The sequence below is a fragment of the Streptomyces cinereospinus genome (assembly GCF_042430725.1).
In the GTDB taxonomy this organism is placed as follows: Bacteria; Actinomycetota; Actinomycetes; order Streptomycetales; family Streptomycetaceae; genus Streptomyces; species Streptomyces cinereospinus.
Genome location: NZ_JBHMCY010000122.1, coordinates 1 through 12,628 on the forward strand (window position 1 = coordinate 1; position 12,628 = coordinate 12,628).

General features: G+C 71.4%; 15 protein-coding genes. 14 read left to right on the plus strand and 1 reads right to left on the minus strand.

The window, feature by feature from the left end; translation table 11 throughout:
- Positions 1 to 219 precede the first annotated feature (219 nt).
- The gene (locus ACFF45_RS34245) at positions 220 to 1,011 is read right to left on the minus strand and encodes a response regulator transcription factor (RefSeq protein ID WP_381350894.1); all 792 of its coding nucleotides are present in this window, start codon (positions 1,009 to 1,011) and stop codon (positions 220 to 222) included.
- Between the two features lie 370 nt (positions 1,012 to 1,381).
- Here ACFF45_RS34245 and ACFF45_RS34250 point away from each other — a divergent pair, with 370 nt between their 5' ends.
- The 14 genes from ACFF45_RS34250 to ACFF45_RS34315 form a co-directional block, all read left to right on the plus strand.
- Positions 1,382 to 2,011 carry a hypothetical protein gene (locus ACFF45_RS34250; protein WP_381350895.1) on the plus strand — a complete coding sequence of 210 codons (630 nt, stop codon included), beginning with the start codon at positions 1,382 to 1,384 and terminating at the stop codon, positions 2,009 to 2,011.
- A complete protein-coding gene (locus ACFF45_RS34255; RefSeq protein ID WP_381350896.1) occupies positions 2,008 to 2,199 on the plus strand; it encodes a hypothetical protein in 192 nt (63 codons plus the stop codon). The genes ACFF45_RS34250 and ACFF45_RS34255 overlap by 4 nt, the downstream gene beginning before the upstream one ends.
- Positions 2,200 to 2,585: 386 nt before the next feature.
- Positions 2,586 to 2,957 carry a dehydrogenase gene (locus ACFF45_RS34260; protein ID WP_381350897.1) on the plus strand — a complete coding sequence of 124 codons (372 nt, stop codon included), beginning with the start codon at positions 2,586 to 2,588 and terminating at the stop codon, positions 2,955 to 2,957.
- Positions 2,954 to 3,514 carry a nuclear transport factor 2 family protein gene (locus ACFF45_RS34265; RefSeq protein WP_381350898.1) on the plus strand — a complete coding sequence of 187 codons (561 nt, stop codon included), beginning with the start codon at positions 2,954 to 2,956 and terminating at the stop codon, positions 3,512 to 3,514. Before ACFF45_RS34260 ends, ACFF45_RS34265 begins: the two co-directional genes overlap by 4 nt.
- Positions 3,515 to 3,517: 3 nt before the next feature.
- The gene (locus tag ACFF45_RS34270) at positions 3,518 to 4,009 is read left to right on the plus strand and encodes an ester cyclase (protein ID WP_381350899.1); all 492 of its coding nucleotides are present in this window, start codon (positions 3,518 to 3,520) and stop codon (positions 4,007 to 4,009) included.
- Between the two features lie 97 nt (positions 4,010 to 4,106).
- Positions 4,107 to 4,511, plus strand: coding sequence for a nitroreductase family deazaflavin-dependent oxidoreductase (locus tag ACFF45_RS34275; RefSeq protein ID WP_381350901.1), 405 nt, complete (start codon positions 4,107 to 4,109; stop codon positions 4,509 to 4,511).
- Complete coding sequence (locus ACFF45_RS34280; protein WP_381350902.1) at positions 4,508 to 5,098, plus strand: NADPH-dependent FMN reductase; 591 nt, start codon at positions 4,508 to 4,510, stop codon at positions 5,096 to 5,098. Before ACFF45_RS34275 ends, ACFF45_RS34280 begins: the two co-directional genes overlap by 4 nt.
- A gap of 65 nt (positions 5,099 to 5,163) precedes the next feature.
- Positions 5,164 to 6,468 (plus strand): cation:proton antiporter, encoded by a 1,305-nt coding sequence (locus ACFF45_RS34285; RefSeq protein WP_381350903.1) that lies wholly within the window; start codon positions 5,164 to 5,166, stop codon positions 6,466 to 6,468.
- A gap of 145 nt (positions 6,469 to 6,613) precedes the next feature.
- Complete coding sequence (locus ACFF45_RS34290; protein WP_381350904.1) at positions 6,614 to 7,273, plus strand: hemerythrin domain-containing protein; 660 nt, start codon at positions 6,614 to 6,616, stop codon at positions 7,271 to 7,273.
- Between the two features lie 87 nt (positions 7,274 to 7,360).
- Positions 7,361 to 8,833, plus strand: coding sequence for an MFS transporter (locus ACFF45_RS34295; protein ID WP_381350906.1), 1,473 nt, complete (start codon positions 7,361 to 7,363; stop codon positions 8,831 to 8,833).
- Positions 8,834 to 9,066: 233 nt separating this feature from the next.
- Positions 9,067 to 10,065 (plus strand): MarR family winged helix-turn-helix transcriptional regulator, encoded by a 999-nt coding sequence (locus ACFF45_RS34300; protein ID WP_381350908.1) that lies wholly within the window; start codon positions 9,067 to 9,069, stop codon positions 10,063 to 10,065.
- A 139-nt stretch (positions 10,066 to 10,204) separates the two neighbouring features.
- Entirely contained in the window at positions 10,205 to 11,917 is a 1,713-nt protein-coding gene (locus ACFF45_RS34305; protein ID WP_381350909.1) for an NAD(P)/FAD-dependent oxidoreductase, read from the plus strand.
- 40 nt (positions 11,918 to 11,957) lie between these two features.
- Entirely contained in the window at positions 11,958 to 12,533 is a 576-nt protein-coding gene (locus ACFF45_RS34310; protein ID WP_381350910.1) for a flavin reductase family protein, read from the plus strand.
- A 1-nt stretch (position 12,534) separates the two neighbouring features.
- Positions 12,535 to 12,628, plus strand: a 94-nt coding sequence (locus ACFF45_RS34315; protein ID WP_280842533.1) for a biotin carboxylase N-terminal domain-containing protein, incomplete at its 3' end; no start/stop codon positions are given.

The following is a 12,628-nucleotide window of genomic DNA, read 5'->3' on the forward strand; positions in this document are numbered from 1 at the left end:
GTGGGGGCGTGCCCATGGTGGGGGCGGGCCCGGGGTGGGGGCGTGCCCATGGTGGGGGCGGGCCCGGGGTGGGGGCGTGCCCATGGTGGGGGCGGGCCCGGGGTGGGGGCGTGCCCATGGTGGAGGCGGGCCCGGGGTGGGGGCGTGCCCATGGTGGAGGCGGGCCCGGGGTGGGGGCGGGTCCGTGAGGGCCGTCGGGTCCCGGGGACCGTCAGGGGCTCAGCCGCCCGCCTGTTCAGCCGTCTGCGGCACCGGTGCCGGCGCCGTGGCGGGCACCACCAGGCGGTACCCGATGCCCCGTACCGTCTCGATCCACTCGCGGTTGCCGAGCTTGCCGCGCAGCGAGCCGACGTGGACGTCGAGGGTGCGGGTGGAGCCGAACCAGTTCTCGTCCCAGACCTGGGCCATGATCTCCTGCCGCCGGTGCACCGTGCCGGGCTCCTCCAGGAGCAGCGCCAGCAGGTCGAACTCCCGCCGGGTGACCGGTATTTCCTCACCGTGCAGGACGACCGTACGGGTGCGCAGGTCGAGGGCGAGCGGACCGGCGCTGAGGGTGTCCCTGGGGGCCGGCACGGCGGGCGGGGCCGGCGTGGCGCCGCGCGCCGCCCGGTCCGCGGCCGGCGGCTCCGTGCGGTGGTCCTCATGCCCGGGGCAGGTGCCGGAGCGCCGGAACAGCGCCTGGATGCGGGCGATCAGCTCGTAGGAGCCCACCGGCTTGTACGCGAACGCGTCCGCGCCCATGTGGAAGGCCATCACCCGGTCCAGTTCCTCGGCCCGGTCGCTCATGGCGAGGATGGGCACGCAGGAGCGTTCCCGGATGCGCCGGCACACCTCGTGCCCGGCGAGGTCCGGCAGGCCCAGTTCGAGCAGCACCAGCGCCACGTCGTCCACCAGGTCCAGCGCGCCGGCCCCGGTCGCGGCCCGCTGCGGGACGAACCCGTGCACGGTCAGGGCCTGCGCGAGCGATGCGGCCACGCTGTCATCGTCATCGACGATCAGAACGGTCCTCATCGGTGTCTCCCAGCGCCGTGGCCCGCCCGCCCGGGGTGTCCCGGGCGGTGTGAAGAGGGTCTAAAAAAACTGGTCGAACGGTATCTTCTGCTATGTTTATCAAACGCATCGGCCCGACTTCAAGCCTTGCGGGGGCCCGCCGGTCCCGCCCTTGCGACGGAACCGGTCCCTCCGGGGCCGCAGGCGTGCGGAACGGTGGGATCCACCCCCGCCAGGTGGGGGATCCCGGCCGTCTCACACTGTCCTGACGGTCCGCTCACACAACTGCAGATGCTTGCCGAAACCCTGAACGGGCCTGCGTTGAAAGCGCGTCGGGGCGCCCGCGAGCATGGAGAAGTCTCAGGAGAACCCAGAGATCCGGGGGATTCGGATGCACGAGGTTCGGCAACTCGCCGACGATCACAGGAGCAGGGACTGCGCGTCCCTGGGCGGTCGGATCTGCGCCACGTGCGTGGGCCGGCTGCACCGGGAGTTACGTGCCCTGCGGGAACTCTACGAAGAGAGCGACCAGGCCCTCACCCACACCCCGCCCCAGCTGCGCGAGCGGGTCAGCGGCAGCCGGAGCACCGTGGGCATCGTGCTGGACGACGGCGCGGTGGCGCTGCGGGCGGAGGTCACCGACGTCCTCGCGCAGTGGGCGCGGCTGGTGGTGGACGAGCGCCCGGACCGGGCGCGACGGCTCCGGGAGCCACGGGTGGACGACCTGGTGCGGTTTCTGCAGCAGCAGGTGCCGTGGCTGGCCGGCCACCCCGCGGCGGTCGACTTCGACGAGGAAGTCACCGAACTGCTCACCGCCTTCGGCAAGCTGTTCGGCCCCGGCCGGACGCGCCGGTTCTCGCTCGGCTCGTGCCTGGAGCCGGGGTGCGACGGCACGCTGCACGGGGTGATGTCCTCGGGCGGTGGCCGGGTGCCCAGCCACGTCACCTGCGACGCCGGGCACGCGCTGCCGCCGCACCAGTGGATGCGGGTGGCCGACCGGCTGGAGGGTGAGGCCGCGTGACGCAGGAGCAGGACCGGGGGCGGCGCAGGGTCCCGACCGAACTGGCCGCCCTCGCGATGGGGGTGTCCGAGGCCACCATCCGCAAGTGGGCGAGCCGGCGGAAGATCACCCGGTACGGCGGCCCGCAGCGGGCGGAGTACGACCTGGACGAACTGTTCCGGCTGTCCCGCCGCAACGATTCCAGGTAATTCCCGATCTTCGGCAACGGCGCCGTCGAATAGGGTTTTGCCCTCACCCGCCGCACCGCCACGCGAACCATCACGAGAAAAGGACGCGGATCCGTGCGGGGATCCCGTCGAGCAGCTCCCACGGCCGACCCCCAGGCCGTGGGAGCTGCTCCTTTTGGTTAATCGATCACCATTCGATCACCATCCGATCATTAGTCGACCGTGAATCGATCATTCTCAAGTAGTCGCGGCAAAACCGTAGTTGACGAAGCTCGGGCCAAGGTGTCACACTTTTCCCGGCGCCTTCATGCCTCTGACTCGAAATCCGTATTCCACGTCGGTGATTCCGGCCGGGATGCGGATTTTTTGTTTCCCCGGCGTTTCCCCGACTAGAGGAAGTGTGGTCGATGCCTGTTTCAACCTGGACGCCCGTCGGTCGCTGGACGGGTACGGTCACGCACGACGGCGAGGTGGACGACTACACCGTCACCTTCGAGCCGGACGGTTCGCTCTCGGTCACGACGAGGAAGAGCACCGGCACCGGCTCCTGGTCCGTGACCGGCGAGAGCGAGCTGGAGTTCTCGCTGCGCGAGGACTTCAACCTCGACATCACCCAGATCAGCCCCAACGGCCACCGCGCCGCCTACATCCAGATCGACATCACCGCGCGCCACGACGGTGACGCGCTCACCGGTGAGGGCAAGGCCGTCGTGCACGGTCCGGACGGCGTCGTGATCTACGGCACGGACGCCACGACCGAAGCGCGCCGGGTGTCATGACCCGGCTGCAGGCGGCGGATCCGGCCGCCCTGGCCGCCGCGGTCGCCCGGCTGACCGACCTCGCCGAGCTGCGGAAGCTCGCCGGCCGCTACCTGGCCAGCCTCGACGAGGGCGACTTCGGCGAGTCCTGGGCCAAGTCCCTGTTCACCGAGGACATCGAGATGACCTTCCCGGTGGGCAGCCACCGGGGCCTCGCCGGTGTCGGCGGCTTCACCACCGAGATCATGGCGCGCTGGGGCCGTACGCACCACCACGGCTCGGACAGTTCGGTCGACCTCGACGGCGACCGGGCCGAGCTCGGCTGGAGCCTGATCGCGTCCCACGTCCACCACGGCTCGCCCGTGCCGCCGGACCCGTCCGAGTACTTCCAGCTCGGCGGCCGGTTCACCGGCACGGCCCGGCGCACGCCGGACGGCTGGCGCTTCGACCGGCTGGGGCTGCGCATCGTGTGGACCACGGGCGCCGTGCCCAGGGGCGTGACCCAGGTCGACCACACGACGCTCGACACGCGCGGGAACACCCCCGCGACCGCATCAGCAGTGACGAAGGAGAACTGACGCATGCCCACCACGCTCACCGCCGAGCAGCAGCGGGAAGTGATCGAGAAGGTCTTCCACGAGGGCCTGGACCTCGGCGACCTCTCCGCCGCCGACCGCTACTTGACCGCGGACTTCCGCAACCACGGCAGCCACGACGACTCCATGCGCGGCCCGGAGGCGTTCAAGCACACCATCAAGATCCAGCAGTCCGCGTTCAGCGAGATCCGCTACGAGATCCTCGACTTCATCTCGATGGGCGACAAGGCCGCGATCCGCTGGGTAATGCACGGCAAGCACACCGGCCCGTTCATCGGCATCCCGCCGACCGGGCTCCAGGTGCAGCACCAGGCGATCATCTGGTTCCGCTTCGAGGGCGACCGGATCGCCGAGCGCTGGGGCATCGTCGACAACTTCACCCTGGAGCGCTTCCTGAAGTCCGGCGGCAAGCCGGTCGGCCCGCTGACCCCGGCCGGCGCCAACGGCGGCCCCGGCGCGGGCAAGCCGGCCGCCTGACCCACGCCCGGATCCGGACGGGCGCCGGCCGTCGCAGGACGGACCGGCGCCCGTCCGGCGTTCCGGGGCAACCGACACCGCCAAGGGAGGGAGATCCGTGCCGATCGACAGGAAAGTGGCCCGCTTCAACCGCAAGTTCGCCAACCACCTGGCCGGCCCGCTGTTCAGCCGGCTGCCCGGGTTCGGCAAGGTGCACCACCGCGGCCGCAGGTCGGGGCGGGAGTTCACGACACCGGTGAAGCTGTTCCGGCGCGGCGAGGACATCGTCATCACACTGCCCTACGGGCCCGGCTCGGACTGGGTCAAGAACGTGCTGGCGGCGGGCGGGTGCGAGATCACCACCCGGGGCCGGCGGGTCCAGGTCGCCCACCCGGTCGTCTTCACCGACGACGGCACCACGAAGATGCCGGCGCTGACCCGCCGCATCCTCGCCCGGGTCGACGCCCGGCAGTTCCTGGCGCTGACGCCGGTGGCCGCGCCGCGTTCGGCGGCCCGGCGATGAGCACGCCCGGCCTGGTGACCCGCCCGGTGCGGGTCACGCTGCTGGTCGGCTCGGCCCGCGACGGGCGGCTCGCGCCGGACGTCGCGGGCTGGTTCGCGCGGGTGGCCTCGCGCCGTGACGACCTGGTGCTGGACGTCGTCGACGTGGCCGGCCACCTGCTGCCCGCGAGCCTGGACGCGGACGACCCGGCGGCGGCCGCCCTGCGTCCGCGGCTGACCGGCGCCGAGGCGTACGTGGTGGTCGTCCCGGAGTACAACCGCAGCGTCCCCGGCCCGCTGAAGACCCTCATCGACAGCTTCCAGTCCGAGTGGCAGGCCAAGCCGGTCGGCTTCGTCGGCTACGGGCTCGGCACGGCGGGCGGGGTGCGCGCGATCGAGCACCTGCGGCAGATCTTCGCCGAGTTCCACTGCGTGGGGATGAAGGACATCGTCACCTTCCCCAGGATCCTCGACCACTACGACGCCGAGGGCCGCTTCCCCGCCGACCCCGAGGGCGCGGAGTCCGCGGCCAAGCTCATGCTCGACCAGCTGCTGTGGTGGGCCCGCGCGCTGCGCGAGGCGAAGGCCGTACGGCCGTACAGCTCCTGACGAGCCGTCCGTGAGACGGGCGCCCGCGCGCTGGTCCCTCCCGAACCCTGCACCGGAGACGTGTGATGGCCGCTGTTCCCGATCCACTTCCCGACCTGCTGATCGCCGTGCCCGCGGTGATCCTCGCCTGCAGAGCCGGCGCCCAGCTCGTGCGGCGGCTCGGCCAGCCGCCCGTGGTGGGCGAGATCGTCGTGGGCATCCTGTTCGGGCCCTCGCTGCTGGGCTGGCTGTGGCCCGACGCGCAGGCCTGGCTCTTCCCGCAGTCCGCGCTGCCGTACATCGGCGTACTGGGCAACATCGGGCTGCTCGCCTTCATGTTCCTCGTCGGGCTGGAGCTGGACCTCACGGCGCTGCGCGGCCACAGCCGCACGGCCGTGGCGGTGTCGCAGTCCAGCATCGCCGTGCCCCTGCTGCTGGGCACCCTGCTGGCCTTCGGCATGTACGGCACCTTCGCCCCCGAGGGCACCGACAGAGTGGCGTTCGTGCTGTTCATCGCGGTGTCGATGAGCATCACCGCCTTTCCCGTCCTGGCCCGCATCCTCACCGACCGGGGCCTGTACCGCACCCGGGTGGGGGCGCTGGCGATGGCGTGCGCGGCGGTGGACGACGTGACCGCCTGGTGCCTGCTGGCGGCCGTGGTCGCGGTGACGAAGAGCAGCTCGCCCGCGGAGGCCCTCACCACCGCCGGCTACGCGCTGGCCTTCGCGCTGGTCATGTTCTACGCGGTGCGTCCGCTGCTGAACCGGTGGGCCGCGCGGGCCGAGCGCAAGTACGGCGACGGCGTGGTGCTGGTGGTGCTGTTCAGCGGGCTGTGCCTGAGCGCGTACGCCACCGAGGAGATCGGTGTGCACGCGCTGTTCGGCGCGTTCCTGTTCGGCGTGGTCACTCCGCGGGGCCGGCGGAAGATCGAGGCCACCGCCGCCCGGGTGCGGGCGTTCACCGTGCCGGTGCTGCTGCCGCTGTTCTTCGTCAGCACCGGGCTGAAGACCGACGTGTCCCTGCTGGGCGGGGACGGCGCGCAGTGGCTGTGGGCGGGTGCCGTGCTGGCCGTCGCCGTGCTCGGCAAGTGGGGCGGCGGCTCGGTCGCGGCCCGGCTCGCGGGCCAGGACTGGCGGGACGCGCTGTCCATCGGCGCGCTGATGAACTGCCGGGGCCTGACCGAGCTGGTGGTGCTGAACATCGGCCTCGGCCTCGGGGTGATCGGACCCGGCCTGTTCACGATCCTGGTGCTGATGGCGCTGGTCACCACCGCCGCGACCTCACCGGCGCTGAGCCGGATCCGGCGCGGCAAGGGGGATCCGGATCCGGTCGGCGATCCGTCGGGAACCGGCCAGGAAGAGCCGGTCCTGGAGTCCTCCGCGACCCGCTGAAACCGCCCCCAGCTGCACCTCCGGCCACTCATTGGCCCTTTGACGGTTGGCTAGTTGTTAGTTGGATGCGTTGATAGATAAGTAAGTTGACGATAGTCTCGCGATCGGTAGGGACCGCAGCGGTGAGGCACTGAGGGAGACAGTGATGAGCCAGGAGTTCAAGAACCACGACATGACGATGATGTTCGCGATCCACGACGCCCTGCGGCGCGAGCTGGAGCGGATCGCGCGGATCACGGCCCGGGTCGACGAGGACCCGCGTCACGTGCTGAGCACCGCGGTCGGCTGGGAGCTGTTCAAGAAGTTCCTGACCATCCACCACACCTCGGAGGACGTGACGGTGTGGCCGGTGATGCACAGGGCCCTGGCCGGCCGGCCGGACGAGCTGGCGCTGCTGGACGCCATGGAGGCCGAGCACGCGGTCATCGACCCGCTGCTCGCCGACATCGACGCGGCCCTCGCCGACCGGGACTCGGGCCTGGAACGGCTGGGCGGCCTGACCGACCGGCTGTACACCGGCCTGCGCGGCCACCTCGGCCACGAGGAGCGGGACGCGCTGCACCTGATGGACATCACGATGACCGCGCAGGAGTGGGCCGCCTTCAGCACCGAGCAGCGCGCCCGCGTCGGCGACGACTCCCGCCGCTACCTGCCCTGGCTGCTGGACGACATGGACGTCACCAGGCTCACCGGGATCCTCCACAAGATGCCCGAGCAGCTGAGGACCGCCTACGAGACCGAGTGGCGCGCCGCCTACGAGGCGCTGGACCTCTGGGGCGCCAAGGCCGGTTCCGCCGCCCGCTGACACAGGGCTCCCACGCCCGTGGGTGCCTCCGCTTCCGGCACCCCGGGTCACCGTCGCACCCCCTCATCCCGAAATCGGAGAGAGCTCATGTCGCTGCAAGACCGCACCCAGGCCGTCCCCAGGGCCGCGGCACCGCCGCAGAAGGACGGCAAGCCCGGCCTCGCACTGCTGGTCATCGCCGCCGCGCAGCTGATGCTCGTGCTGGACAACACGATCGTGGCGGTGGCGCTGCCCAGCATGCAGAGCGCCCTCGGCCTCAGCGAGGCCGGCCTCGGCTGGGTCGTCACCGCCTACGCCCTGGCCTTCGGCGGCCTGCTGCTGGCCGGCGGCCGCGCCGGTGACCTGTTCGGCCGCCGGCTGGTGTTCCGGATCGGGCTGGTCATCTTCACCGCCGCCTCCCTGCTCGGCGGTCTGGCCACCACCGGCGGACTGCTGATCACCGCCCGGCTGCTGCAGGGCCTGGGCGCCGCCATCGCCGCGCCGACCGCGCTGTCCCTGCTGGCCACCACGTTCCCGGCGGGCCCGGCCCGCAACAAGGCGCTCGGGGTGTACGGCGCGATGGGCGGCCTCGGCTCGGTCGTCGGCCTGCTGCTCGGCGGGGCGCTGACCGAGTACCTGAACTGGCGCTGGGTGATGTTCGTCAACATCCCGATCGCCCTGGCCGTGCTGGTCGGCACCGGTGTCCTCGTCGACGGCGGCCGTGAGCGCGGCAAGGTCGACGTGCCGGGCGCCTTCACCGCCACCTTCGGCATCGGTGCCCTGGTCTACGGCATCACCCGCGCCGGTGAGGAGGGCCTGGGCGACACCGGCACGCTGATCCCGCTCGGTGTCGCGCTGGTCCTGCTGGTCGCCTTCGTGGCCATCCAGCGCACCGCGCGGGCGCCGATGATCCCCGGCGGCGTGCTGGCCGACAAGGGCCGCGTCGGCGCCAACCTGGTGATGTTCCTGGTCGGTGCCGGCATGCTCGCCACCTTCTACTTCCTGACCCTCTACATGCAGGTGGTCAAGGGCTACGACCCGATGATCACCGGCGTCGCCTACCTGCCGTACGCGGTGGGCATGCTGCTCGCGGCCGGCGCCCTCGGCCCGCAGCTGCTGGCCCGGCTGTCCGAGCGCGCGGTGATCTCCGTGGGCCTGACCGTCGGCATCCTCGGCATGGTCTGGTTCAGCCTGCTGGAGCCGGGCCAGAACCCCTGGGTCGCGCTGCTGCCCGCGCAGCTGGTCTCCGGCCTCGGCCTCGGCATGGTCTTCGTGGCCGTCACCATCATCAGCGTCCGCGGGGTCGCGCCGCAGGCGACCGGTGCCGCGTCCGGCCTGGTCAACACCGCTCAGCAGATCGGTGGGGCGATCGGCCTCGCCGCGCTGGCCGCGGCGGCGACCGTGATCACGCAGAACGAGTCCGAGCCCACCTCCTCCGACGCGCTGACCACCGGCTACTCGTACGGCTTCCTGCTCGGGGCCGGGCTCTACCTGCTGGCCCTGCTGACGGCGCTGCTCACCGCGCCGAAGTCGGCACCCCAGCCGCAGCAGGGCGGGGCGCAGGCCCCCGTCTCGCTGTGACACACCCCGGCGGCCCCGTCTCTTCCCCCGCGGCGGGGCCGCCGGTCCTCCCCCCCATCCCCGGGCCCGGCCCGGAAAGCGGTTCCGGAGAATCGTTCCCTCGCACCGCGGGGCGCGCCGGCGTGACGTTCACGGCCGGGCGCGCGGACCGGACCCGCCGATCACCCAGGACCGCGGTCCACCCGAAGGGACGGCGGGTGGACCGCACCTATACTCGGGCAGGAGGTGCTGTTGTGCGGCGTGCACGCGACGAGGTCCAGGAACCGGTGAGCCCGGCGGGTCCGGTGGATACGACGACCCCCCTCACGAGGGCCGAGGAGACCGCCGAGGTCCCGGGAGTGCTCCCGGCGTCGCTCACGGACTACGTCAGCTACCTCCTGCGCCGGGTCCACGCGCAGTTCTCCGCCACCCCCGACGGCACCGACACCGACTCCCGGGACTTCCTCGTCCTGGGCGCCCTCACCGGCCAGGACTGGGCCTCCCAGCTCGACCTCGCCGAGCGGCTGGGCATCAACCGCACCATCATGGTCCAGGTCATCGACCGGCTGGAGGCCCGCGGCGAGGTCCGGCGCACCCGCAACCCCGACAACCGGCGCCAGTACGTGCTCTCCCTGACCGACCGGGGCCGCGACGCCCTGGGGGGCATGCGCCGGGCCGTGGCCGAGCGGGACGCGCGTCTGACCGCCGTCCTCAGCCCCCGGGAGACCGCCCGGCTCGACGAACTGCTCGTCCGGCTGCTGCCCGAGTCGGCGCAGCCGCTGGTGCGGGGCACCGAGTACCTCGTGGCACAGGTCCACTTCCGGCTGCGCCGGCACGGCGACGACAAGCTCGCCGGCACCGGGCTGCGCGTCCGCCACTACGGTCCCCTGTCCGCGCTCGTCGCCGCCGGCCCGTGTTCCCAGCAGCAGCTCGCGGAGCACCTGGCGATCACCGGGCCGGCCGCGTCCCAGCTCGTGGACGAACTCGTCAAGCAGGGGCTCGTCCGCCGCGGCCGGGACCCGCACGACCGGCGCCGGTACGCGCTGGAGGTGACCGACGAGGGCCGGGAGAAACTCGCCCTCGTCACCGCGGCCGCCGAGGAACTCGCGCACGAGGTGGCCGCCCTGCTCGGTCCCGGCGGCGAGGACGAACTGCGGACGCTGCTGCTGAAACTCCTGGAATCGACGAACCATACCGACGGTACCGACGGAATTCCGGAAGCCGTTTTTCCGGAAAGGGCAAGTCGGCTGTAACGGCCAGGGGTTGACCCTTTGGCCGGAACCTGTCACGCTTGATTCAGCGGATATCTCACACCTTTTTCACGGCTCTTCATTCTCCGAATGAAGGGCCTTTTTTCATGCGGTGTTCCGCCCCCGGAGAAGGAGACAGCTCATGGTCACGAAGATGACCGAAGGCGCGACGGAATCGGCCCGCATACCCGAGGAGATGACGTTCGACGTCGTCATCCTGGGCTCGGGCCTGGCCGGCTCCGTGACCGGCGCGATCCTGGCCAGGCACGGTGCGCGGGTGCTGCTGGTGGACGCGGCCGCCCACCCGCGCTTCGCCGTCGGCGAGTCCATGACCCCGCAGCTCGTGGAGTGGATCCACATCCTCTCCGAGCGCCACGACATCCCCGAGCTGAAGAGCCTGGCCAGCGTCCAGGCCTCCACCCGCGACATCGGCCCGACCTTCGGCACCAAGGCGCACTTCGGCTTCATCAAGCACGAGGTGGGCCAGGAGCCCGACCCGCGGGCGGCCACCCAGCTGGCGCTGCCGAAGATCTTCCACCAGAACAGCCACCTGCACCGCCAGGACAGCGACTCGTTCATGTTCCACGTGGCGATCAGGTACGGGTGCACGCCCCGGCAGAACTGGCGCGCGAGCGAGGTCGACTTCGACGAGGACGGCGTGACCGTCACCGGCAAGAGCGCCGCCCCCGGCGCCCAGCCCGAGCAGTACCGGGCGAAGTACCTGGTCGACGCCTCCGGCTTCCGCTCGCCGCTCGCCGACAAGTTCGACCTGCGGGAGAAGCCGGCCCGCTTCAAGCACCACAGCCGCTCGATGTTCACGCACTACGTCGGCGTCAAGCGGTTCGACGACGTCAGCGGCCACCCCAGGGACCTGCGCCCGCCGGCCGACTGGCACACCGGCACCCTGCACCACATGATCGAGCGCGGCTGGTTCTGGATCATCCCGTTCGACAACCACGACAAGTCCCGCAACCCGCTGTGCAGCGTCGGCCTGACCGTCGACGAGCGCACCTACCCCAAGCCCAAGGACCTCACCCCGGAGCAGGAGTTCCAGCTCTGGCTCGACAAGTACCCGGCGGTCAAGCGCCAGTTCGACGGCGCGACGCGGGTGCGCGAGTGGGTCTCCACCGACCGGCTCCAGTACTCCTCGAAGCAGACCATCGGCGACCGCTGGTGCCTGATGTCGCATGCGGCCGGGTTCATCGACGCGCTGTACTCGCGCGGCCTGTCCAACACCTTCGAGGTGGTCGACGCGCTGACCTCCCGGCTGGTGCAGGCCCTGACGGACGGCGACTTCTCCGCCGAGCGCTTCGCGTACGTCGAGCGGCTGGAGCAGGGCCTGCTCCAGTACAACGACGAGCTGGTCAACAGCTCCTTCATCGCCTTCTCGCACTTCCGCCTGTGGAACGCGGTGTTCCGGGTGTGGGGCTCCTTCATCACCCCGGGCACCATGCGCCTGACCCGGGCCCGCCTGGCCCACGCCCGCGACGGCCGCAAGGAGCACTTCGAGGAGCTGGAGCGGGTGCCCTACCCGGGTCTGTGGTGGCCGCAGTCCGACTCCTTCAAGCGGATCCTGGAGACCACCGCGGAGGCCTGCGAGAAGTACGAGGCGGGCGCGCTCACCGGGGACGAGGCCGCCGACATCGTCTTCGCGACGCTGCGCGACTCGCCCATCGTGAACCCGGTCTTCGGCTGGAAGGACGAGAAGCAGCGCTTCATCCACCCGTCGGTGCCGACGATGGCCCGCTTCCTGTTCTGGGCGTCGGTGCAGGCCCCCTCCGAGATGAACAACGTCGGCCGGGAGTTCCTGCTCGGCATCGTCAAGGCCGGCTCCAAGGTCCGCAAGCTCCTCTGACCCGCGCGGCACACCCCCGACACCCCAGGAAAGGACGAGCATGTCCGCAGCAGCGCGGTCGCTGACCCGCACCCCCGAGCGACAGCCCATCGAGCCGCTGAGTCTGCGCCGCGTGTGCGGCTTGTTCACGACCGGCGTCACGGTGATCTCCACCGGGCCGAGCGGCCGGGCCGAGGGCACCACCGTCAACTCCTTCACCTCGGTCTCGCTGGACCCCCCGCTCGTGCTGTTCTGTCTGCACCAGCAGTCCCGGCTGCACGGCCTGCTCCAGGAGAGCGGCGGCTTCACCGTCAACTTCCTGTCCGGCCGCCAGCAGCCGCTGGCCCGCCACTTCGCCGGCAAGCGGCCCGACGCGTTCGCGGACGTCCCGCACCACTTCACCGCGGACGGCCTGCCGGCGCTCAGCGAGGCCCTGGCCTACATCGCCTGCACCACCGTCGACGTGCACGCGGCCGGTGACCACGACATCGTCGTCGGCGAGGTGGTCGAGCTGGCCCTGCCCGGGCACGGCGAGGACCCGCTGATCTTCTTCGACGGGTCGCTGGGTCCGCTGCAGACCGCGGCCGGCCGGTTCAGCCGGGCCGGCGAACCGGCGGCACCGGCCCGGGTGTCCTGACATGCGCAAGGTGCTCATCGCCAACCGTGGCGAAATCGCCGTCCGCGTGGCCCGGGCGTGCCGGGACGCCGGGATCGCGAGCGTGGCCGTCTACG